At 69.6% G+C, this 23895-nt stretch carries 15 protein-coding genes; 3 read left to right on the top strand and 12 right to left on the bottom strand.

Annotated features, from left to right (window positions below):
• The first annotated feature begins 135 nt into the window (after nucleotides 1-135).
• Both OG507_RS35395 and OG507_RS35390 read left to right on the top strand, forming a co-directional pair.
• Nucleotides 136-1107: an alpha/beta hydrolase gene (locus tag OG507_RS35395; protein ID WP_327371174.1), complete on the top strand. Its 972-nt coding sequence runs from the start codon at nucleotides 136-138 to the stop codon at nucleotides 1105-1107.
• Nucleotides 1108-1164: 57 nt separating this feature from the next.
• Complete coding sequence (locus OG507_RS35390; protein ID WP_327371173.1) at nucleotides 1165-1887, top strand: alpha/beta fold hydrolase; 723 nt, start codon at nucleotides 1165-1167, stop codon at nucleotides 1885-1887.
• A gap of 429 nt (nucleotides 1888-2316) precedes the next feature.
• On the opposite strand, the gene OG507_RS35385 is transcribed toward OG507_RS35390, so the two are convergent.
• Complete coding sequence (locus tag OG507_RS35385; protein ID WP_327371172.1) at nucleotides 2317-3282, bottom strand: helix-turn-helix domain-containing protein; 966 nt, start codon at nucleotides 3280-3282, stop codon at nucleotides 2317-2319.
• A 752-nt stretch (nucleotides 3283-4034) separates the two neighbouring features.
• On the opposite strand from OG507_RS35385, the gene OG507_RS35380 reads away from it, so the two are divergent.
• Entirely contained in the window at nucleotides 4035-5060 is a 1026-nt protein-coding gene (locus OG507_RS35380; protein ID WP_327371171.1) for a hypothetical protein, read from the top strand.
• A gap of 1710 nt (nucleotides 5061-6770) precedes the next feature.
• Here the strand turns inward: OG507_RS35380 and OG507_RS35375 are convergent.
• From OG507_RS35375 to OG507_RS35325, 11 genes are all read right to left on the bottom strand, one after another.
• Complete coding sequence (locus OG507_RS35375) at nucleotides 6771-9062, bottom strand: helix-turn-helix domain-containing protein (RefSeq protein WP_327371170.1); 2292 nt, start codon at nucleotides 9060-9062, stop codon at nucleotides 6771-6773.
• Nucleotides 9063-9250: 188 nt separating this feature from the next.
• Nucleotides 9251-10387: an MFS transporter gene (locus tag OG507_RS35370; RefSeq protein WP_327371169.1), complete on the bottom strand. Its 1137-nt coding sequence runs from the start codon at nucleotides 10385-10387 to the stop codon at nucleotides 9251-9253.
• Between the two features lie 194 nt (nucleotides 10388-10581).
• Nucleotides 10582-12225, bottom strand: coding sequence for an ATP-binding cassette domain-containing protein (locus OG507_RS35365; protein ID WP_327371168.1), 1644 nt, complete (start codon nucleotides 12223-12225; stop codon nucleotides 10582-10584).
• A complete protein-coding gene (locus OG507_RS35360; RefSeq protein WP_327371167.1) occupies nucleotides 12222-13964 on the bottom strand; it encodes an ABC transporter ATP-binding protein/permease in 1743 nt (580 codons plus the stop codon). Before OG507_RS35360 ends, OG507_RS35365 begins: the two co-directional genes overlap by 4 nt.
• On the bottom strand, nucleotides 13961-15223 hold the full coding sequence (locus OG507_RS35355; RefSeq protein ID WP_327371166.1) for a cytochrome d ubiquinol oxidase subunit II: 1263 nt from the start codon (nucleotides 15221-15223) through the stop codon (nucleotides 13961-13963). Before OG507_RS35355 ends, OG507_RS35360 begins: the two co-directional genes overlap by 4 nt.
• On the bottom strand, nucleotides 15216-16583 hold the full coding sequence (locus tag OG507_RS35350; RefSeq protein ID WP_327371165.1) for a cytochrome ubiquinol oxidase subunit I: 1368 nt from the start codon (nucleotides 16581-16583) through the stop codon (nucleotides 15216-15218). Before OG507_RS35350 ends, OG507_RS35355 begins: the two co-directional genes overlap by 8 nt.
• Before the next feature lie 398 nt (nucleotides 16584-16981).
• A complete protein-coding gene (locus OG507_RS35345) occupies nucleotides 16982-17941 on the bottom strand; it encodes a hypothetical protein (RefSeq protein ID WP_327371164.1) in 960 nt (319 codons plus the stop codon).
• Between the two features lie 119 nt (nucleotides 17942-18060).
• Entirely contained in the window at nucleotides 18061-18903 is an 843-nt protein-coding gene (locus OG507_RS35340; RefSeq protein ID WP_327371163.1) for a fumarylacetoacetate hydrolase family protein, read from the bottom strand.
• A 60-nt stretch (nucleotides 18904-18963) separates the two neighbouring features.
• Nucleotides 18964-21894: an FAD-binding and (Fe-S)-binding domain-containing protein gene (locus tag OG507_RS35335; RefSeq protein WP_327371162.1), complete on the bottom strand. Its 2931-nt coding sequence runs from the start codon at nucleotides 21892-21894 to the stop codon at nucleotides 18964-18966.
• Between the two features lie 186 nt (nucleotides 21895-22080).
• On the bottom strand, nucleotides 22081-22812 hold the full coding sequence (locus OG507_RS35330; RefSeq protein ID WP_327371161.1) for an alpha/beta fold hydrolase: 732 nt from the start codon (nucleotides 22810-22812) through the stop codon (nucleotides 22081-22083).
• A gap of 162 nt (nucleotides 22813-22974) precedes the next feature.
• A complete protein-coding gene (locus tag OG507_RS35325) occupies nucleotides 22975-23850 on the bottom strand; it encodes an alpha/beta fold hydrolase (RefSeq protein ID WP_327371160.1) in 876 nt (291 codons plus the stop codon).
• Between the last annotated feature and the right edge of the window lie 45 nt (nucleotides 23851-23895).

The raw sequence follows: 23895 nt of genomic DNA, 5'->3' as shown, positions 1-23895 counted from the left end.
TGCCTGTGCGCTGGGGGGCAATCCCCGCCGTCTTCAGGGATTTAGCGTGGTGTCCGAAGGCTCCGCAGGCCCAAGTGTCCGGGGAGTCACCCCGCCGGAGAGACCGGCGCATCACAGGAAACTCAGGAGATTCACATGTCCGATGTCGTAAAGCCGGTTGTGCCTGTACTGGAGTCGGCGGCCGCCGCTTTCGTCGAAGCGACCGCGAACCCGCCCTACCTGTTCGACCTTTCGCCGGCCGAGGGCCGCAAGGCGGTCGACGAAGTGCAGTCCGGTGAGATCGACAAGCCGGCTGTCGACGAGGAGTGGATCACTGTCTCCGGCGGTCCCACCGGCAGTGTCCGCGCGCGCATCGTCAGGCCCGCCGGCATGGAGGGGACCCTGCCGGTGATCCTCTACATCCACGGCGCGGGCTGGGTGTTCGGCAACGCCCACACCCACGACCGCCTGGTGCGCGAACTCGCCGTCGGCGCGAACGCCGCCGTGGTCTTCCCCGAGTACGACCTCTCCCCGGAGGTCCGCTACCCGGTCGCCATCGAGCAGAACTACGCGGTCGCGCAGTGGGTCGTCCAGCAGGGCGCCTCCAAGAACCTGGACGGTTCACGGCTGGCCGTCGCCGGTGACTCCGTCGGCGGCAACATGAGCGCCGCGCTGACGCTGATGGCCAAGGAGCGCGGCGACGTGTCCCTGCTCCAGCAGGTGCTGTTCTACCCGGTCACCGACGCGAACTTCGACACCGGCTCCTACCACCAGTTCGCCACCGGCTACTTCCTGCGCCGCGACGGCATGCAGTGGTTCTGGGACCAGTACACCACCGACGAGGCCGACCGCGCCCAGATCACCGCCTCCCCGCTGCGCGCCACCACCGAGCAGCTCACCGGGCTGCCGCCGGCCCTGGTCATCACCGGCGAGGCCGACGTGCTGCGCGACGAGGGCGAGGCCTACGCCAACAAGCTGCGCGAGGCCGGTGTCCCCGTCACCGCGGTGCGCTTCCAGGGCATCATCCACGACTTCGTCATGCTCAACGCCCTGCGCGAGACCCATGCCGCCCAGGCCGCCATCGCGCTGGCCGCCGACACCCTGCTCACCGCGCTCCACACCGCCTGACACCGCGTTCCGCGCCGGCGTCCGAAAGCCCCCGACAACAGGGAGAACAACCCGACCATGACCACAAACACCACGCCCACAGCCGTGCTCGTGCACGGAGCCTTCGCAGACGCCGCCAGCTGGACCGGGGTCATCGCGGAACTGCAGAACCACGGCATCCCCGTGGTCGCGCCGCCGAACCCGCTGCGCGGCCTGGTGTCCGACGCCGCGTACATCGCCTCCGTCGCTGCTCAGATCGACGGTCCGGTGGTGCTTGTCGGCCACTCCTACGGTGGTGCGATCATCTCCGTGGCGGGCACTGCGGAAAACGTCGTCGGGCTGGTCTATGTCGCGGCCTATGTCACCGAAGAGGGCGAGAGTCTGGGCGAGTTGCAGGGCCGTTTCCCCCTCTCGCCGCTCGTCAGCAACCTGAAGGAGGCGACGTATCCCGTAGCGGGATCGGAGCCTGCGGTCGAGGTCACCATCAAGGCCGAGGCGTTCCCGGACATCTTCGCCGCCGACGTCCCGGCCGCCGCCACCAAGGTCCTCGCGGCGGGGCAGCGCCCGCTGGCCGCCTCGGCGTTCACGGAGACGGCTCCGGCCGCCGCGTGGAAGACCAAGCCCTCCTGGGCACTCGTGGCCGGCGCGGACCAGGCGATCAACCCCGAGGTCGAGCGTTTCGGCGCGAAGCGGGCCGGAGCGACGACCGTCGAGATCGATGGCGCCTCGCACGCCGTGGCCGTGTCCCGGCCCAAGGAGGTCGCCGGACTGATCCTCGACGCGGTACGCGCGACGAGCTGACGAACTGACGGGGCGTCAGGCAGTCGACTCCCGTACGGACAATGCAAGTACGGACAGGGCCCGGCAGCGGCACAACACCCAGCGCAGGGGTGCCGCACGGGCTCGGTCCGGAGGAAGTCGCCCCCGGCGTCGGTGTTCCCGGACCGGGGGTCCGGCTCGCCGATGTCAATCGGCGATGAGCTCACGGACCATCCGGTGCTTGACGACACAGGGGACCTTGTCGAGCGGTGGCGGGGCCCCGGGACCGGGGGACGGCCGCGTGTCCGAACCTGCGGGCGGGACAGTCGCGCCCCGGGGCGGACGAGCCGGGCTCCGCGGACGCGACCACGTATGACTGCTGTGACAGGGCCTCTTACCTCTCGCCGGCTTCGACCGACGCGAGTTGCCAAGAGGCCCTTCCCTCATGCGCCCCCGGCGGGAGCGTCCCGGTCAGCTCGTGGGGCTCATGCGCGCAGTCGCCTGCCACTCCCGAGGAGTGGTGCCGTAGGCGAGCCGGAAGACACGGCTGAAGTGGGAGGAGCTGGTGAAGCCCCATCGATGGGCCACAGCCGCCACACTCGGTGCGCGGGGCGTTGCCCGTGCCAGTTCCATCCGGCAGCGCTCCAGGCGCTGCTGCCGGATCCACCGGCCCACGGTGATGCCCTCGAACTCGAAGAGCTTGTGCAGATACCTGACTGAGACATGGTGGGCGGAGGCGATGCCCGCGGGAGTCAGGTCAGGATCCCCCAGGTGCCGCAGCACGTGCTCCTTGATGCGGAACAGCATGGCATGGGCGGCCTCGGGTGCCTCTGGTCTCAGCCGCCCTTGCCGCTCCTGGATCAGGCAGGCCAGCAGATCGCAGGTGATCAGAGCGAGCCTGCGGCCCTGGGTCGGGGTGAGCGACTCCGTCACCCTGGTCAGGTGCTCCAGGTGCCCGGCAAGAAGAGCGGACGAGGCCCCGTCCCGGCCGAAGGCCGTGGCGGTCACCGCCCGTAGTTCGTCGTCGGTCACTCCCAGAACGGATCTCGGGAAGTGGAACGAGGTGAATCTGAACGTCTGGCGCATCGTCTTGCTGAAGGGCCGCCTGGAATCGGAGAGCGAGAACTGCCCGGGGCGCACCACCGCTTCCCGCCCGTCCTGCGAGCGCGCGGCGATGCCCTGATGCAGGAGCGTCAGCATCAGATATTCCTTACCGTCCCTCGCGACCATCCGTGGGCTGCGCACGACCGTCTGTGATCCGGCCGTGACCGTGGAGACCTGCATGGCGCCCAGCTGACTGCTGCTGATCGTCGCCGTCGAAGGAACTTCTTCGTGCAGGGTCACATCCAGAGGGACGAACGTTCTCGATACGGCGTCGTGCCAGAAGCCGGCCCGGTCCGACGGGGGCAGGAGAGAGGTCGACAGATTCAACGACACGGCAACTCCTTGGCGAGGTCGTGCGGCCGCGCAGCCGCCGCGGCCGTCACGGGACTGCTACGCAGGGAAGCAGCGCGCGGCACTCCCTGTCACAGAACAGAGGCAACCCGAGGGAGTCGGGCCGCCTGTCCGATCACATCGCGCCCGCACAGGAATGACCAGGAAGAACTACAGGCAGAACTGCGCGGACCATGGCGTCGTTCTGCCTGTCGCGCAGGACGGCCTCCGGCATCCGATCACCGTCGCACCGGTGAGGGACCGCCCGGCATGAGCTGCCCGAACGGGCATGGTGTGTGCCCTCACGGTGTGAAGCACCAGGTCGCGGTGGACCGGTGGGTCCTTGCGTTCCTAGAGTCGATCGCCGGTCCCTGGGGAGGACACCGGCCGGGTCGCAACCCGTCCACGACAGGAAACCGCGACTCTCACAGAGAAGCAAGGGCATGAGCGTCAATCAGGCAGGACCGGGAACCGGCCCACGGTCGACGGCGTCCGCCCGCCCTGCTGCGGCGGGGAACGGCGGGCGTCACGGCGCCCCCCGCCCGGAGGCGGCTCGTACTTCTGCCCACCGCGGCCGGTCGCAGGGGATCCCGGCAGGGCCTCCCCCCTCGTCCCAGGGCGGCGGGGTCACGGCACCGGCCGGGGAAGAGGCGCCCGGCCACCCCCGGGGCCACGGAGGGGCGAGCGGCACCGGGAGCTCCCCGTTCACGGCCCACCGCGCGGGCGAGGGGTGGCTGATCTGCCCGGCCGGCCCCGTGGATCCGCGCGCCCTGACGTTCACCGCGGGCCTGGCCCGGGACCCCGAGTGCACCGTCCTGGTGGTCGACCTGCCCGACGGGGCTGACGACGGGACGCTCGAAAGCCTCGCGCAGGAGGTCCCCCCGGGCCACGGCAGCCTGAGACTGGTCTTCGGCCGGTCGCCTCGCCTCGGCGCCACGACGGTGGCCCGGTGGCTCGCCGACCGGCTGGGCAGGACGGTGATCACCGCGGCCGGGGTCCCGCTGCCGATCCCGGGCGGTGGCCTGTTCATCGGCTCGGACCGCGGCCCGGGATGGGTGCGTTGCGAACCGGGAGCGCCTCAGACGCCGGACCCCCGGGGCTTCCCGAAGCCGTCCTGGGAGTACGCCGTGCCCGACAGGCCCTGGTCGCTCGGCACGACCGCGGCGGAGCCGCTTCCCGCCGGGGCCTGGCTGCGTCCGGCGCAGGAGAGCGCGGCCCAGCAGCACCACCGGAAGCGTCTGTACGGTCAGCTGCGGGTGTCCTGCGAGTTGCTCACCGTGGTGGTCGGTGTTCCCGGAGCGGCGGCGCTGCCGCTGGCGGACGTCGTGCGTTTCTGGCAGGGCCTGCCCCCGGACGTCCGGCCGGCGGTGCGGTTCGTCTGTTATGGGCCCACGCACCTCGTCGGAGGGCGGCACTTCGGGGATGTGCTGGCCCAGGTCGTCGGCGAACCGGTCCGTCTGTACAACGGAATTCCGGGGGGAGGCGACATGAACTCCGGTGAGGTGCTGCTGGTGGGGGAAGGCGGCTCGCCGGCCCGTCCGCTGCGGGCGCACGAGTTCGTCCACCTGCCGCCGACCGACGCCGCGCGGGCCTCCGCCGCCCTCGTTCGCGGTGGCACACGGGTGGCCGCTCGGGAACCTTCAGGAGGTCCGTCCCGGGACCCACCTCCTCGCGGTGGACGCGGTCGTCGAGGTGGTGCCCAGCGGCCTGTGGGTACGGCTGCCGCAGGCCCCCCCGTACGCGGCCGAGATACGTGGCGCCGCACCGGACCCCGGCCATGAGCGGATCCTGTGCGACGCCGGTTCGGAGGAGGAACTGCCCCGGCTCAGACGGCTCGCGACAGATCTGATGAGAAGCCTCCCGCCCGAACTGCGCAGTGCGACACGCTTGGGTGTCTGCCGCCCCAACACTTCTTCCGGCGGCCGGGCCGCTGTCACGCCGACACCGCGGGCGGGCTCTCTCCCCGCACCCGGGGACAACGGTGCGGAGCCGTCAACTCGGGGACTTACAGGCGATGTTCGACCGCATTCCGTCCCGGGCGCCGGGAACGAGGGTGCCGTGTCCGGCGCGGCCGAGGAACTGCGACAGCTGCGGATGCTTCCCGTGCACAACGGGGCGACGGGCCTGCGGGCGACGCTCGACGATGCGATGCGGCGCTCAGGGCCGATCCCGGCATTCCGGGCGTCGTCATGATGCGGGAGACCGACCCTGGCGAGACGTCACCGGCGGAAAACCCGAACCACCCCCTTCACCCACCCCGTGCGTCGTCTCGCCCGAGGTGTCCTGAGTACCGACACCGTTGTCCGCCAGTGCCCAGGACGCACCCCCCAGAGCGACAGCCACAACGGCCACAACACCGCCCGCGATAATCCGGTTCCGGATGAACACACTCACTCCTGCTCGGTCTCATAAGTCATGGATCATGGACTGGTTCTCGGCTCGGAATCCGCAGGTCGGCAGACGCATCAACCGGACCCGCTCGACAAGCCCGGAACGGTCCACGACGGACGCCGCCCAAGCCGATCATTGGAGAAGCGGAGGGGACATGACAGAGGGGTACCGGGCTGTCTGCCCGGCGAGCCACTCTCTTCGCCCTCTCGGCCACATCGCCGACACCGCCGCCGAGACTGTGCGACCCGCCGGACACGGTGCACGCGTTCTGCACGGTGAATCGTCAACGTCTCTGAGACGTAGGCTTGTTCACCGTCGCGCCATGGGCCGCGTTCCGTGCGACGGGCGCCATGTCATCTTGTGCACGAGCCGCCGTACAAAAGGGCAGTGCCCGCCCGGCGGGATTGCGGGCCGTCGAGCGCGCCTGCTGTGATGGCGACGTCAGTGCGGCACCTCTCCCGGGCGTCGGCAGTCGTCGAGGACAGGCCGTGCCGGCAGTCGGGTGAATGTCTTTCGCAATCGATTCGCTCGTGCTGCCCGTACCAGGTGTGCGCTGCCGGGGCGAGGAGTTGGGAAGCGCAGTACAGGACGGGGGTGGGGGTGCGTGGCCTCCCGGCCAGGCGTGCTCCGCGGACTTCCCGCGTGTCCGTATCCGACCACGGCGACCAGTGAGAAGGGCATGAGCGAGACCCCTGACGGGCCCACAGGTCCGGAGTTGCCCACTGGAGACCACCCGCGCGGCACCGGTTCGGGCACAACCCGGGCGACGGCCGTGGACGCGGCAGCCCGTAGGCGTACCACTTCGCCGGGTGACGGCCGGTGAGCCGGTGGACGACCGGCCTCGGCGCCATGGCGTCGCGGGCTCCAGAGGGCGGTCGGTGAGGATGCAGTGTGAGGACGCCGTCCGGATGTACGGACGCGGCGACCGATGCCGGCCGACCGGCAAGCACGCCGGACACGCTAGTGACCCACGCGGGCAGGCATGCCCGCTCCTGGGAAACAGGGGCTGTCGGGGCACGACTCCTGCACCAAGGAACGGCCGACACTGTCGCGAAAACGCGATGAGCGCACGAGTTCACACAGCGGAGCACTGCCGTGCGTCAGACCTGGTCAGCCTTGTCCGACCACTGATCCAGCAACTGCTGAGCCGCTTTGCCCCTACTGATGTCGTTGGCCCCGGAATAGGACCGCACAGCGTCCCGCGCGAACAGTACGGCCTCTCCTTCCTCACCCAGTTCCTTCAGTGCCCGCGCCTTGCTGAGGGCGGCTGAACCACGAAGCGCGGGAATTCCGACCCGGGAGTCCAGCGCGAGCGCTTGTTCTGCCGTCTGCTTTGCCACCTCCCAGTCACCGAGTTCCAACAGCAGGAGCGCTTTGCTGTTGAGGGCTCTCATCGCGGTGCAGTCGGCGATGTGCCCCACGGGGGCGGTGCGCGGATCGTTGACCAGGTCCACAACGATGTTCAAGGTGTCAACGGCCTCCTCAAGACGCTTGAGGCCACCCAGGTGGCGGGCCAGAGCGAGCTGAGCCTGCGCGTATCCCTCCTTGTCACCGGCTGCGGCGAACAGCTCCGCCGCCCGCTGCGCCTGCGGGATCGCGTCCGTGTGCTCTGCCAGTTCCGCTGCCGCGAAGGTCTGGAGGACCAGGGCCCAGGCCTCCTGGACCGTGCCCCCTGCCTGCCGAGCGAGCGCTTCGGCTTCCTTGGCCAGGCTCAGGCCGATGTCCGGTTGACACCGGCAGAACGTGTAGGTCCAGGACAGGTAGTTGACGTGAGTGGCTTCCAGGTCGGCGTCGCCGATCGCGTGGGCCGATGCGCGTGCCAAGGCGAACACGGTGTTCCAGTGGCCCCAGAAAGCCCAGCGGTCGGAGAACCAGTGCATGGCTTCCGCCACGTCCACCACGATCCTGTGCCGGCCGGCGTCAGCAGCGTCGTGGAGTGCTGCCAGCCAGTTGACACTCTCCGTCTGCAGCCAGGCCTGGGCGGATTCCCGGTCCGGGAGGTCGACCAGAACATCGGAAGCAGATGTGGTGGACGTCGGGCTCACGCCTGGCTCGAACAGTTGCCCGGCCGTGCGGGCCGTGTCCAGAAGCCAGGTGTTCATCGCCGACCGAGCGGCCTCCCACTGGGCCCGGGGTTCTTCGTCGAGCAGACATCGGTGGGCGTACAGACGGATGAGGTCGTGGAAATTCACGCGATCACCGGTGCCGGCGCTCAGCAGGCCCAGCTCGATGAGTTCGTCCATCATCTGCTCGACCTCGTCCAATCGGAACGAGGTGAGTACGGCGCCCAGGGTGGAGGAGAAGTCGGGGCCAGGGACGAGGGAGAGCCGCCGGAAGAGCAGCCGGGCCGAACCGGAGAGCTGTTCGTAGGACAGCGTGAAAGCGGATTTGACCTGGAGGTCTCCGGCGGAGAGCCGGTCCAGGCGCAGGTCCTCCGCCGACAGCCGGTCCGCCAGGTCGGCTGCGCTCCATGCCGGTCGGCTCACCAGCCGGTTCCCCGCGATGCGCAGGGCCAGGGGAAGCCCCCCACACAAGTGCGCGATGCGCTCAAGAGCATCCCTGTCGCGGCTGCCGGGGGTGGCGCGGAGCCGGTGTGCGGTTATGGACTCCAGAAGGGTGGTGGAGTCCGTCTGGGGCAGTGGCGACAGAGGCAGACGTCGTGCATGCTCCAGGCCGGTCAAGGCACGACGGCTGCCGATCCAGAAGGTGGAGCGGCCCGCGCCCGGCAGCAGTGAGCGCAGCTGTGTTTCGTGGGCGGCGTTGTCGAGGAGCACCAGGGCCTCCTTGTCCCGGACAGACCGGCGAAACAGCGTAAGGCGTTCCTCACGGTCCGTGGGCAGCTCCGGCCCTCGTACGCCGAACGCCCCGAGCAGGCGGGCCAGCGCCTCATGCGGGTCGAGCGGGTGCGCGTCCAGCCCACGCAGATTCAGGTAGAAGCACCCGTCCGCGAACCGGGCGGCAAGATGGTGAGCGGCCTGCACCAGGAGTGCCGTCTTACCCAGACCCGGCGCCCCGGAGATCACCAACGTCCGGATGGTGGACTCTCTGCTGTTCCGGGCGAGCCACTCGATCTCCGCGGTGCGACCGGTGAAGTCAGGCAGGGCCGGTGGCAGATCGCACAGGCCCAGTGCGGCGGTCCGTTCCTTGTAATTGCGGCGCCGTCCCTCTCTCGCGACGTCCAGCAGGTGGTCGGTATCCTTCTGCCCGAGGCCGAGTGCCTCGGCGAGTGCCCGGACAGTACGGGTCTGGGGGCCCAGGCTTTTGCCCCGCTCCGCGTCACCGATCGCACGGTCGCTGACTCCGGAGGCCTCGGAGAGCTCCTCAAGCGTCATACCCGCGGCATGCCGGAATCCTCGCAGCAGCGCACCCAGCGTTTCCGGTGGAAGAGTCACGGCGCCTGCTCACTCCTTCGATGCGAGCATGCATTCTATCCAGCGCGTGACAACGCCCGACCCACGGGAGCGTCGGCCCGACCGCCTCGCGCACAGTCCAGGAGATGGCGGGTTGAGAGTGTACGGCCCCGGTCGCCCTGGCCTGCATCACCAACCGTAGCCCTGCCGTCCGGCGATTTCGAGGCGCGTCACACCTGCGTGCGGGACGCACCGATCGGCCCGGTGCGGCGGGACCACACGGCATGGCTGCCGACCGCGAGGACGGCCAGCACCACGGTGGCCGCGCAGGTCGCCGCGAAGACCGATCCGTAGCCGTGTCGAGTCATCCCCGCGGTGAGAGCGGTCGCGGCGGAACTGCCGAGAAAGACGGAGCAGACGAACACCGACACGGTCGTCGCCCGCGCGGCCGGTGCGACATCGGTGGCCCATCCCTGGAGCGACGAGTGGAGGAAGGCGTTGGATGTGCCGATGAGAACCGCGGTGACCGTCAGGGTCACGACGCTCTGAGAGAGACTCGCCAGGAGAAAGGCGACGAAGAGTGTGGCACTGCCAATGCCGATCATCACGGTCCGCCCGACGCGCGCCACCGTCCGTTTGGCCAGGTGGGCACCGCCGATGATCCCGACGCCGTACATCGCGCCGAGGACCCCCGCCAGCTCGGTGGACAAACCGTCCCGCTCCAGCGCAGGGACGATGTAGGTGAGGATGCCGAGCAGAATCGCGCCTTCGAGCAGCCCGAGCCCGTAAGTCCACAGGGGCCAGGCGGTGAAAGCACTGCGGACATCGTGTCGTGTTCCACCACCGGCCGGAAGCCGGACCCGCCGCAGCAGCACCAGGAAGGCCGCGGCCCCCACGGCGGTCACGGCGAAGACGACGCGCCAGTCCACCCAGACGGCCAGGGCGCCGGCTGTCAGTGTCGCGACCGTCGTCCCCAGAGCGGTGAAGGTCTGGAGGTTGGATATCTCGCGGGCCCTGGCCGCGCCGGTATAGGAATCGCCGACGATGGTCAGCATGCTCGGGAACAGTGACCCGACGAAGAAGCCGGTCACCGCCCGGGCCACCAGGAGTGCGGCAAATCCCGGGGCGGCGACGCTCGCGACGCTGCCGAGCACGGCACCCACCAGGGCCAGTCGCAGGACCCTCAGGCGGCCGAGACGATCACTGAGCAGGCCCCATACCGGCTGCCCGAGCGCGTACAACAGGACATAGACCGTCACCAGTTGCACGGCGCTGTAGAGCGACACCCCCTCCTCTTTGATGATCAGTACGAGCATGGGCGCGGTCGCGAACCGGTCGTAGAAGGAGAGGAAGCCGGCGGCGCGCATGAGGGGAGCCGGGAGAACGGCTGCCGTAGGCGGTCGCGACGCCGCCGGGCGAGTGCGCGGCCCAGAGGCTCCGCCCGCGTCGGGAGGCGCGACGCCCGGGTCCCCCGGTTCACCGTGCAGCGGTTTGATGTCGGACATGGTTCACGTGACCTCTCGTGGTGGTATGGGCGGGCGGATCGTCACTGTCGTACGCGCTACCGGGGCACGCGCTCGGGCCGATACAGCCGGTCGGCGGCCCGGCCCAGCCGGAGAACGGCCGTCGGTGTGCGGTCCAGCAGATCAAGGTCCTGCTCTTGCAGGGCGACGACCAGAGACGTCTCGGGCAGCGCACGGGCGAGCGCCGCCAGGAGTGCCTCGGCGGTAGGGCGGTCCAGACCGGCAGTGGGTTCGTCCAGCAGCAGGATCGGTGGATGCCGCAGCACGGCACGTGCCGTGGCGAGGCGTCTGCGCTGTCCTTGGGACAGCAGGCGCCCGCCGGGGCCGACCGGTGTGTCGAGCGGCAGTGCCGACAGGTCCACGACGTCCAATGCCGCCCGTAGCGCGGCGATGTCGGCCGACGGTGCCGCCTGACGCAGATTGGCTGCCACCGTGTCGTCCGCCAGCCAGTCGTCGGCCTCGACCAGGGTGACTGCCTCCGCGACCGTCCGGGCCGGCAGTTCGTGCACGGGGACACCGTCGAGGAGGACCGTGCCGGCCGGGGCCGGTATGCGCCCGGCCAACTGGCCGAGCAGCGTCGACTTCCCGCTGCCGTTGGGACCGGTGACGAGGACGACTCCGGGGCCCCTCAGCACCATGGTGAGTTGCGACGGTGAGCCGGTGACCGGGAGGCCGGTCGTTTCGAGGCAGCCGGCGCTCGGCTGCGGTTTCCCGCTGGTCTGTTGTTCCCCGGTGGCGAGTGGAGCGAGTCGCCGGGCCGCGTCACCGGCCTGCGCCAGGTGTTGCAGCAGCTGGGGAAGTCTCTCCAGAAGCTCCCATCCGGCGGCCAGCAGCAGTACTTCGCCCACCACGACGGCGATCGGCTGAGCGGGCGCGACGCACAGGGCGATCACCAGGGCAGCGGCTTGGCCCAGTGCGGCAAGCAGACGCAGTGCCAGACGGCCGCGCCGCTCGACCCGGGCAGCGGCCCACTCTGCGGACTCGACGGCGGCCACCGCCTCCGTCGCTGTCCGCTGGACCCGCGGCAGCGCTCCCAGGCAACGCAGTTCGTTGAACGCGGCCCGGCTGCCGAGCAGCACCGTGCCGAGTGCGGCTCTGGACCGGGCAGCGGCTGCCAGGAGATCCCGCGCAGAGCGGTGGGCCTGCCGGACGCAGGCGAGGCCGGCTGCCCAGACCACCAGTTCCACCGCCCCCAGGGCCGGATCGGCCCACAGCAGCAGGGTCTCGACCAGGCAAGCCGTGACGATCGCACCCGCCAACGGTGCGACGGCGTTTGCGGGCAGGCCCGCGACGGCCTCCACATCGGTGGTGAGCCGGGTGAGCAGGATCCCGTCGCGTTGTCCACGCAGCTCTCGCGGTGTGAGGTGGGCGGCGCCGCGGGCGAGCCGGGTTCGCAGAGCCACCGACGTGGTCAGCAGCGTCCGATGGCTGACCAGGCGTTCGAGATAGCGCAGAGCGGTGCGGGACAGGGCCAGCACGCGCACGGCGCCCGAGGGGTACATCCAGGACCAGGTGGTGTTCGCCTGGAGAGTGACCAGGGCGCAGGTGGTCAGGAACCAGCCGGAGACACCGAGCAGTGCGGCGCCGCTGAGTTCTCCCGCCGTGGCCAGCAGCATGCCCGTCAGGAGGGTGCGGCGCGGGGCCGCAGTGCGCAGCAGCCGCCAGGCTCCGGTCCGCTTCATCGGGCTCTCCCGTGGTCCAGCCGGATGACGTGGTCCGCCAGCTGCAGCAGCACGGGGCTGTGGGTGGCCAGCAGGACGGTGCGGTCGCGGAGCAGGGTTCGCAGCGCCGATACGACTCGTTGTTCGGCTTCGGGGTCCAGGTGAGCGGTAGGTTCGTCCAGGCACAGCAAGGGGGCGTCCCGTAGGAGGGCCCGGATGAGCGCGAGCTGTTGGGACTGACCGGACGACAGACCGGTGCCTCGTTCGCCCAGTGGTGTGTCCAGCCCCTGTGGCAGCGCGGCCAGGAGGTCGTCGAAGCCGAGGGAGGTGACGGCGTCCAGCAGATCGCGGTCGCTTGAGGTGGGACGGGCCAGAAGGAGGTTCTCGCGCAGGGTGCCGGGCAGCAGGTGGGCCGGCTGGCCCACCCAGGAGACGCGGCTGGGGTCTGCCGGGACGGGGCGTCCGTTCAGCAGGTGCAGCGCGCGTCCGCCGTGAGGGGCCAGCAGGCCCGCCGCGACGGCGAGGAGGGTGGACTTGCCGGCCCCGCTGGGTCCGGTGACGGCGAGGCACCGCATGGGTTCGAGGTTCGTGCTGACGCGGTCCAGGGCGGGGGTTGTCCGTCCGGGGTGCTGAACCGTGACGGCTGTCAGTCTCACTCCCGGGGGTGCCGCCGCCCGTCGCGTCGGTCGGGCGGGTTCGCCGGATGGCACGGCGGTCTCGCCGGGTGCGTCCAGGATCGGGGCCAGCAGCTCGGCGGCAGCGGTCGCCCGGGCTCGGGCGTGGTAGCCGGCGGCGAGTTGCCGGGCCGGAGTGAAGTAGGCGGGTACCAGTACGAGGACGAACAGCGCGGCGGACAGACTCATGTGGTCGGGGACGACCGGCACGTGCAGGTAGTCGAGAAGGACCAGACCGCAGTAGGTCGCCACCACGGCGAGTGTGCCGGTGATGAGGAGTTCGACCCAGGCAGTCGACAGGAAGGCGATCCGCAGCACCTTCTCCGTACGTTGGGCGACTTCCTGGTCGTCCCGGGCGAGCGAGCCGGCCGCCTCGTCGTGTGCGCCGAGCCCGACCAGGGTGGGCAGGCCGCGCAGATGGTCCAGCAGCCGGGCCTGGTGGTGGCGGATCGCCGCGAGTTGGGCATGGACGGCTGCCTGGGTTCCCAGGCCGATGACCTTCAGGTTGGCAGGCAGCAGCGGGGTGGCTGCCAGCACGAGCAGGGCCACGAACCAGCTGCGGCAGGCGACCGCGGCCAGGATGATGCCGCTGCCGAGCAGCATGGTCGTACGCGCCGGCAGGTAGTCGGTGAGCCAGTCGGTCAGCTCGTCGACCTCACCGCCGATGGCCTGGGCCAAGGACGCATCGTCCGGGTTCGTGCGGGCCGGCCCTCGGGCGGGCAGCGCCGTCCTGACGAGCCGGCCGCGCAGGGCTTCGCGAACCGCCCGGGCGCCACGGGCGGCTGCCGCGTCACCAGCGGCCAGCAACCCGGCGCGCAGCGAGACGCCGACCGCGATCAGGAGGGCGGGAAGCGGTACGGCCGTTGCGAGGTTCTGGTCGCCCCGCAGTGCGGACAGGCCACGCTGGGCGCCCCAGGAGAGTCCGAGCGCCCAGATGACGGCGCCCAGTTGGGCTGCGCCGCGGAGAAGTCCCGCACGGCGCAGCTCCGGCCGGCCGACGCTCGCCCAGTCCTTCAACCCGGCGGACACCGGGTCCGCGGCCCGGTCCGCGGCCAACTCGTCCAAGAGCACGGCCGCAGTGCTCACGAGCGCGTCTCCGCCCCGGTGGTCGCGTCGAAGTACCCGGCTCGCTCGTCACGGCGGTCGCCCGTGATCCAGGCGGCCAGTGCTGTGCAGCACAGAACAGCGACGCCGATCGGGTCGATCCAGTCGGCTACGCCGCCGAATACGTCCTGGGACACGCCGACGGCCGCTGTGCCGAGCACGATCAGCAGGGTCCGGCGCATGATCGTCCGGGGCGTGCCGGTCCGCTCGTGTGAGGCCGTCGGGGGCTGGGCCCGGTCACGCAACGGAGGCAGGGGGCTTTCCACCGGCGCGGTGTATTTGCCGCGGAAGCTCTGCCAGGCATAGATGTTGTAGGCCAGCACGAACGGCATGCTCAGTCCGACGCCGAGGACCAGGAACAGCTCGGAGGAGTGCGGACTCGCGGCCTGATGGACAGTCAGCGCGGGGGGCACGACGACCGGTACGGAGACAGCCACCAGCCCCAGTAGCCCGCATACGATCAACGCGGCCACAGCGGCGAACGGCCGCCAGTCGGGTCGGCGGCCGAACGCATGCCAGGCGACGGCGCAGGCACCGGCCGCACCCGCGACGGCAAGCCAGAAGAACACGGCCCGTGTCGGCTGTCCCAGGTGGAACTGCTGCGGGTCCGCACTCCGCAGTGTCAGGCCGAGCACGACTGCCATGGCCGCTGTGACCAGCAGCAGGAACCGTCCGGTGCGGCGGGCGCCCGACCGCGACCAGCCTTCGGTCTTGTCCTGCAGCCATGCGGCGCCGGCGAGCAGATGGACGGCGACCAGGCCGAGGGCGCACAGCACGCTGTAGAGGCTGAACCAGCCGAAGGCAGCGCCCTGGAAGGTGCCGTCCCGCTGGGCAGGGCCGGTGAGTACGGTGCCGAGGATGAGGCCCTGGCACAGGGTGGTGGCGAGCGACGCCCCGCCGAACAGCAGCGCCCAGCCCCGTCGGTAGCCGCCGGCCGCACTCTGCATTTCGAGGCCCAGCCCGCGCAGGATGATGGAGATCAGCATGACGATCAACGGCAGGTAGACACTGGGCAGCACAACGGCGTAGGCGCCGGGCAGGCCGGCCCAGAGAACGACGCCGGCGAGGATGATCCAGCTCTCGTTGGCGTCCCACGCGGTGGCGACGATTTCGCTGTACTGCCGTCGGCGCTCCGGCCGTGCGGCCAGGCTGAGCATGCCCACCCCGAGGTCGTAACCGTCCAGGACGACATACATGGCGAGCGAGAAGAGAACCAGGGCGTAACTGACGTACTCAAGCAACGAGGGCCTCCGATACATCGGGCGTGGCAGGCCCGGTGGGCGGTGCCTCGGGCCCCGCCTTGACCGTGCGGACGATATAGCGGGCCCAGATCGCCAGCAGGGCACCGTAGAGCAGGACGAAACCGGCCAGGCTGCCCGCGACTTCGAACGTGTTCAGGTGCGACACCGCGTCCGCGGTGCGCAGTTGGCCGTACACCACCCAGGGCTGTCTGCCTGCTTCCGCGGTGATCCATCCGCCGGTGATGGCGATGATCCCGGCCGGGGTCATCCACACCATCCACCGCAGGAAGCGCGGGGAGTCGAACAGGCGGCGCCGCATGCGCAGGACCAGCCCCGCGAAGGCCGTGCCGAACATGATCAGCGCGGTGAAGTACATCGCACGGAACCCGTAGAAGGTGGCCCACATGTCGGGACGCTCGTCGGGAGGGGTCTGCAGCAGTCCGGGCGTCTTCGTTTCGCCGCTCAGGTCCTGGGCGATGACCGAGCCGAGATAGGGAATCCCGACGTGGAACGCGTTCTCGCCCCGGTCCGTGTCGGGGACGACGAGCAGGTTGTAGCCGTTGTTGTCGCTCTCCCAGTTGCCCTCGAACGCCTGAAGCTTCGCGGGCTGGTGTCCGCCCATGAAGACCGCCGTGCCGTCTCCCACGTACAACTGCACCGGCATCAGGACGCCCAGCACGCCCAGTGCGATGGAGAGACAACGGCGGGCCATGGGCTGGGCGTTGACGCGGTTCTTGACCAGGTACCAGGCGGAGATTCCGCCGACGAACCAGGCGGCGCTGATCAGCACGGCCAACAGCATGTGCGGGAAGCGGTGGGCGAAGGCGGGGTTGAACAGGATGCTGATCCAGTCCTCGGCCTGGAACTGGCCGTCGGCCTTCCGGTAGCCGACCGGGTCCTGCATCCAGCTGTTGGCCGACAGGATCCATGTGGTCGACAGCAGCGTTCCGATGGCGACCATCCAACTGGCCAGGGCCATGGTACGCGGGCGGATCCGTCCGTCCCCATAGAGCATGAGGCCGATGAAGCCCGCTTCCAGGAAGAACGCGGTGATCACCTCCATGCCGATGGTGACGCCGACGACCGGGCCCACCGCGTGGGCGTAGATACCCCAGTTGAGGCCGAACTCGAAGGTCATCACCGTGCCCGCGACCACGCCCAAGCCGAAGCCGACGGCGAAGATCTTCCTCCAGAACCGGAAGATCTGCAGGTACAGAGGGTTCCCCGTGCGGACGTAGACCGTGTAGACGACGGCGAGCAGTACGGAGAGCCCGACAGTGAGTGCGGGAAAGGTCATATGGAAGATGGCAGTGATCGCGAACTGCCATCGAGACAGTTCGACGACCGTGGACGAAACCATGGCTGCCTCCCGGGAGAGCGGCGTCTTTGCTGGACATCGGACATGGGCCGGGCCCGCGCGCGCTCGACGGAGTCGGGGGCACGCACCGGATGCGCCGACCGGGCGCAGCACCGCGTCACCACATGCTCTCGGGGAGCGGCCGGTTGACGCATCGGCGCATACGGCGGCGGTGCTCACCGGCCGTGCAGGCGGTTCCTCCGGCTCTCTGCCGCACTGACAACGCTAGACGGTTGACGGTGTGCGGTGATTGCCTCTGGGCGCCGTGCGCTTGCACGACACTGCACACCTGCGGGCAGGCTGCCGACGGCTTCGGCGCCCGCCGCCGGGCAGGTGGTGCCGCGGCGGCGGACGCCGGGGGTGCGGCGGGCGGCCCGTGTCGGGGCCGCCCGCCGCCGGTCCTATTCGCCGGGGGTGATCCGGGCGGCCAGGATGTTGGGGTCGTTGTTGGTGAAGTAGGCGCCGCTGGCTATGTAGGCCTTGTTGCCTCGTACGGCGAGGGAGGTCGGGTTCTCCAGTCCGTCGGCGCCGGTCAGCACCACGGTGTGGCTGCCGTCCGGCCTGACGAGGGCCACCTCGTTGTCCGAGTTGATCGCGGCCAGCAGCGTGTCGCCGCCGCCCGTGAACGCGAAGTCGTCGATGTTGACGAGACCGGTGGCCCTCGTCCCGACCGGGCCTGCGGCACCGTTACGGCTGATCGGGATGCGCAGCACGGTGCCCTTGTCCAGGTTGGTCACCCAGGCCGCGCCGTTGTGGATCTTGATGCCATTGGCGCCCAGGAACCCTGCGGGGGCCAGCTCGGGTGCCGTGGCCCACTTGGTGGCCCTGCCCCCGGTCGCCGGGATGCGCCAGATGGTGCCCAGCACCGAGTCCGCCGCGTACAGCCGGCCGTTCTTCTCGTCGAGGGCCAAGCCGTTGGGCAGGCCGTCGGCCGGGAGCGCGGCGATGCGCTTCGGGGTGCCGCCGGGGCGCAGCCGCCACAGGCCGGTCAGGTCGCTGCTGCCGGTGGCGTACAGGAAGTACAGCGTCCCGTCATGGGCGCGGACGATTCCGCCGAGGAACGGCGACGACAGCGCGGGGGTGATGGCGCCCGCCGGCGGCTCCGGCACTGTGGCGAGGATGTGCACATGGCCGTCGGGGCTGACGCGCGCGACCTGACGGCTGTAGGCGAAGGTGACGTCCACGCCGCCCCCGGGCTCCAGGGTGATGTTCTCCGGCCGCTGTCCGGCAGCCATGTCCAGGTGGGACACGAAGTGCTTGCCGGCTACCGATTCGGCGCCGACGGCGGGCGCCGGGCCGGCGGCGGTCACGGCGAACACCGCAGCAACGGCCGTGACCAGTAGGCCGGTTCGCTTCCCCATGGTGATTCTCATCATGCAATTTCACTTTCTGGTATCAGGCGGATATCGCCATCGATCGAATCGAAAGAATTGACTGAACGTTCCATCGGTGTGGTCCTGTGCGGAGGCAGGGGCGACCGTCAGCCGACGAACCTTTGCCGCAGTTCGCCGATGCCCTGGATGGAGCTGACCAGTTCGTCGCCGTCGGTCAGCCAGCGCTGCGGCGAGCGGCCGAGGCCGACGCCCGCCGGGGTACCGGTGAAGATGACGTCACCCGGAAGCAGCGGAAGCACCCCGGACAGCTTGGCGACGATGGAGGGGACGGAGAAGATGAGCTGCCTGGTGCGGCCGCGCTGCACCTCCTCACCGTTGATGGCGCAGGTCAGCTCCAGGTCGTCGGGGTCGTCGAACTCGTCCGGGGTCACCAGCCAGGGACCGGTCGGGGTGAAGCCCGGGTACGACTTGCCGAGGCTGAACTGGGGAGCCGGACCGCTCATCTGGATGATCCGCTCGGAGATGTCCTGGCCGACCGTCAGGCCCGCCATGTGGCTCCAGGCCTCGGTCTCGGACACCTGATACGCCCTGCGACCGACGACCACCACCAGCTCCACCTCCCAGTCGGTGTGGCCATCCTTCGGCAGTGCCACCTCCGTGACCGGGCCGGTGATGCTGGTCGCGAACTTGGTGAAGACCGGCGGCATGCCTTCGGGCGTGGTGAACCCCGCCTCGGAGACGTGTTCGTGGTAGTTCAAGCCGACGGCCAGCAGCTGACGGGGGGCCGGTGCGGGCGCGCCTAGGTCCGCCGGGTCGAAGGGAACGCCGCTGCCGAGATCGGCTTGCGCGGCCCAGGTCCGGAACTCCGCCCAACGGTCGTAGACCGCCTGCGGGTCAAAGGAGAAGAGGTCGTCGCTGGCTTGCTGGACGTCGACCGCCCGGTCGGCGGTGACCACCACCAGCCGGCCGGCGAGATTGGCGATACGCACGATGTGCTCCTGATGCGATGGGATGCGGAGAACGGACCACGGGCGGGGCCACGCCGGGGTTCATACGGGGGGACGGGTGGCGCGTTCGAGTTCGAGCAGGACGGACTGGTACGGGCGGCCCGTGACGTACTGCATGCCGATCTCGCACGTGCGATTGGCCGACAGATAGGCGTCGAACGTGCCCGCCGTGACCTCGGCGGCCTCATGCACCGTCGCCGTCTCGGTCAGCTCCTTGTGCAGCATTCCCCTGTCGCCGGCGAAGCCGCAGCACTCCGCGTAGACGGGCACGCTGACGTCGTGCGCGATGAACTGCGCGACGGCGCGCAGCTCTTCGACATCGCCGAGGTGCCGCATCGAACAGGTCGGGTGCAGCACCGCGCTGTCAATCCGGTTGGTCACCTTCAGGTGCGGCAGCAGCTCGGTGGCGGCCCAGACGATCGAGTCCACAATGGTGAGAGCTCGGTGCTTCTCCTCGTTCTCGGGCGTCAGATACGGCCTGATCTCGTGCCCGATGCCGAGTGTGCAGGACGAGGCGTCGACGATGAGCGGCAGACGTCCGCCGTCGGTCCACTCCCAGGCCTGTTCGACGATGCGGTTCGCCATGACCGTGTTGCCGTCGTCGTAACCCTTGGAGTGCCAGATGGTGGCGCAGCAGGACCCGGCCATGTTCTGCGGTACCCAGACCGGCCGCCCGGCCCGGCGTGAGACCTCTACGATCGCCTCGGGCAGAGAGGGCTCCTGCGGCCCGTCGGGACCGGCGAATATCCGGTTGACGCAGGCCACGTAGTAGACGGCGACAGCGGACCGGCGGTCCGTGTCGGGCAGTTGCGAACGTGCGGGAGACGGCAGGCCCGGGATCCATTCGGGCACCAGGTCGGGCGAGACCGCCTTCCGCACGGCTGAGGTGACGCTCCCCAGGAGCCGGTCGCTGACGTGGTCCGCGACGCCGAGGGCGGTCCGCACCGACGACTCCACGAGGGAGAACCGCTCCGCGACACGGGCCGCGTTCCGTTCCTCCCGCGCCGAGTGCCGCTGGTGGCGGAACCCCTTCATCATGGCGCCGGTGTCGATCCCCACCGGGCACGCCATTTTGCAGGTCGAATCGCCGGCGCAGGTGTCGACGGCGTCATATCCGTAGGACTCCAGGAGACTGTCCATGACGGGTGAACCGACGGGCTGACGCATCATCTCGCGCCGCAGCACGATCCTCTGGCGTGGTGTGGTGGTGAGATCGCGGCTCGGGCAGACCGGCTCGCAGAAACCGCACTCGATGCAGGAGTCGGCGACCTCCTCGATGGTGGGGATGGTCTTCAGACCCTGCAGATGGGCTCGGGGGTCGCGGTTGAGCACCACCCCGGGGGCCAGTACCCCTTCGGGGTCGAAGAGCTGCTTGACCCGCCACATCAGCCCGGTCGCGTGCTCGCCCCACTCCATTTCGAGGAACGGCGTCATGTTGCGGCCCGTGGCGTGCTCCGCCTTGAGCGAGCCGTCGAAACGGCGGACCACCATGGCGCAGAAGTCGTCCATGAAGACCGCGTAACGCTGCACGTCCTCCGGGCGCGCGGCGTCGAACGCGAGCAGGAAGTGCAGGTTGCCATGGGCCGCGTGGCCCGCGACCGCGGCGTCGAAGCCATGCCCGCGCTGTAGTTCGGACAGGGCCTCGCAGGCCTCCGCCAGCCGTGAGGGCGGCACTGCGAAGTCCTCGGTGATCAGTGTCGACCCGGCCGGGCGTGCCTTGCCCACCGCTGTCATGAAGGCCTCGCGGGCGTGCCAGTACGTTCTGATCGTGCCCGGGTCCTCGACAAAGAGGTTGGTGACGGACGCCACCGGGGCCACCAGCGTCAGCTTTTCCAGGACACCGGCAGCGGCCTCCCGGTTGGCCTGGTGGGCCGACTCGTCAGGAGCGCGGAACTCCACCAGCAGAGCGGCTGCCTCCTGGGGCAGATCGGCCCAGTCCGCGGGAACTCCGTCCACGCTCGCGCAGGCGCGCAGGGTGTTGCCGTCCATCAATTCCACTGCCCGCGCCCCGGCACCGTTGAACAGCGGTACTGCCGCTGCGGCGGCCGTGAGGTTGGGGAAGAACAGCAGCGCGGTGTGGGTGAGACGGTCCAGGGAGACCGTCCTGAACACCGTCTCGGCGATGAAGCCCAAAGTGCCCTCGGAGCCGACCATCAGCCCGCGCAGTATCTCCACCGGGGTGAAACCGTCGAGGAAGGCGTCGAGGCGGTAGCCATTGGTGTTCTTCAGCTCGTACTTCGCGCGGATCCGGGCGACGAACACGCTGTCGCTCTCGATCTCGGCCTTCAGCGCCAGCAATCCCTCACACAGCTCGGGCTCGGCCTTCCGAAGACTTGCGTCGGCATCGGGAGCCGCGGTGTCGACGGTCGTCCCCGACGGCAGAACAACGGTGGCGGAGTCGAGCAGTCGGTAGGAGTTGCGGCTGACTCCGGCGGTCATGCCCGAAGCGTTGTTGGCGACGACCCCTCCGACGGAGCAGGCGCTTGAACTGGCCGGGTCGGGGCCCATCAGCCGGCCGTACCTGGACAGCGTGATGTTGGCGCGTCCCACGGTCGTGCCGGGTTTGATCCTGGCCTTGTCACCGCCGTCGAGCACCTCGACACCGGTCCAGTGGCGGCGCACGTCGACCAGGATGTCCTTGCCCTGCGCCTGGCCGTTCAACGAGGTCCCGGCCGCCCGGAAGACGATCTCGCGCCGGTGCTCATGGGCGTACCGCAGCACCGCGGCCACGTCCTCGACGCTCTCGGCGATCACGACCGCCTTGGGCACGAATCGATAGGGGCTGGCGTCCGAGGCGTACTTCACCAGGTCCGAGAGCGAGTGCAGCACCTTGTGTGAACCCAGTAGACGGACCAGGTCCTCCCGCAAGGTGTCCGGTGTGCCCGAAGCCCTGTCGTCCGGCACCCGGTCGGTGGCCGGACCTTGAGTACTCGGCGGTCGCAGCTTCCCCGGATCCGGCTCAAGCAGTGTCATGTCGCTCTCCATTCGATCAAAGAATTCCCGGCCGGCCGCGCGTTCCGAGACGCTCGTTCCGCACTGATCAAGTCGGCCGGGCCATGCTCATCGGATTGGGGGTATGCAACGCGCCGAACGAACCCGGACTGCTTGGCCGCCCCCTGGAGGACGGCCCGCCCTCGGACGATTGGCCGCAGAGGCAGCTCAGTCGTCCTGGTGGACGGAACGGACGGCGCGCAGGATCAGATCGGTGACGCTCGCGGGGTGGGCGAGCATCACCAGGTGCGAGGAGTCGACCTCGACGGTGGTCATGCCGGCCCGCTCGTAACCGAAGCGCTCGACATCGGGGTTGATGGTGTGGTCGGACGAGGACACCAGGCCCCAGGAGGGCTTGGTCTCCCAGGCCGCGGCCGGGGCCTCCTCACCGAACGCCTGGGCGGCCAGCGGACGTTGGGAGACTGCGAGGACGGCAGCGAGGTCGGGGTCTACGTCGGCGGCGAAGATGGACGGGAACTTGTCGATCCGAACCGAGACGTCGGTGCCGGGAGTGGTCGAGCCCTCGATCGGGAAGGGGGTGTAGACGAGCGCGGAGGCAAGGTCGGAGTCCGGGAAACGGCCCTGCAGTTCGCCGAGGCTCTCGCCCTTCTGAAGGGCGTAGCCGGCGAGGTAGACCAGCGCCTGGACGTTCTCCTCCATGCCGGCGACCGTGATGACGGCGCCGCCGTAGGAATGCCCCACCAGCACGACCGGCCCGGGTATCTGCCGGACGATCGAAGCGATGTAGGCGGCGTCGCCGATCAGGCTGCGGTTCGGCACGGCCGGGGCCACTACGTCCAGTCCGCGAGCGATCAGTTCGGGGATGACGCGCGCGTAGCTGGAGGCATCGGCAAAGGCGCCGTGGACCAGCACAACGGTCGGATTACCGGGATTGGACATGGGGGAACTCCCTTTAGGTGGTGGTGTGTTCGGCTGACGTCGGGGTCGTCGGCCGGGGGGTGGTGCCGGTCCGCACTGAGCGGCCCGGAGCGTTGTGGCGGCGGAACCGCCGGCTGCGCGGGAACGTCGAAGGGGGCCTGGCCGACGGCCGACCGCTGGGGGTCAGCCGCTCCAGTCCGCCAGGAAGTCGAGGAGTTGCGCGTTGACCACGTCGGGGCGTTCTTCCTGGCAGAGGTGTCCGCACTGGGGAATGGCCGCACCACGGACGTCACGGGCTATTCCCTTCCAGACCTGCAGGACGTCGTAGGCCTTCCCGACGGCGCTGAAGTCCTCCCCCCACATGGTCAGCACCGGGCAGTCGATGAGTTGGTCGGCGTCCTCGCGGTCCTGGGCGACGTCCTGGGGCGCGGCACGGTAGTCCATGCAGGATCCGCGCACCGCTCCGGGCTGCTGGTAGGCGCGCACGTAGACCGCGATCTCCTCGGGCGTGAGCATGTCGGGGTTGTACGACCAGCTCCGGTAGAAGTGGGTGAGCCAGACTTCCTCACGGCCCGCGATCAACGCTTCGGGAAGGTCGGGCACCCCGAGGAACGTGAAGAACCAGTAGCCCTGCCGGGCGAGGTTCACGTCATAGGTATCGGCGATGACCCGGGTGGGAATGTTGTCCATGGCGACGAACCGGTCGATCCGGTCGCGGTGGTCCTTGGCGAACCGGGTGCCGACGCGAGCGCCGCGGTCGTGGCCGATCAGGGCGATCCGCTCATGGCCCAGATGGTCCATGAGCGCGAGCAAGTCGTTGGCCATGGTCCGTTTGTCATAGCCGGAGGCGGGCTTGTCCGTGTCCCCGTATCCGCGAAGGTCCGGCGCGATCACGGTGAACCGCTCGGCCAGCACCGGTATCTGCTTCCGCCAGCCGTACCAGGTCTCGGGAAAACCGTGCAGCAGATAGACCGGCGGCCCCTGGCCCGCGCTGACCCAATGCTGTTTGATTCCGTTGAGTTCGGCGGTGTGGTGCGTAACGCCCGTCAATTCTGTCATCAGTGCTCACTCTTGGATTCGAAGGGAAGAGACGGGGCGCCCTGT

Origin of the sequence: Streptomyces sp. NBC_01217, from assembly GCF_035994185.1 — a bacterium.
Lineage (GTDB): Bacteria > Actinomycetota > Actinomycetes > Streptomycetales > Streptomycetaceae > Streptomyces.
This window is presented reverse-complemented; position numbering and strand designations above follow the sequence as displayed.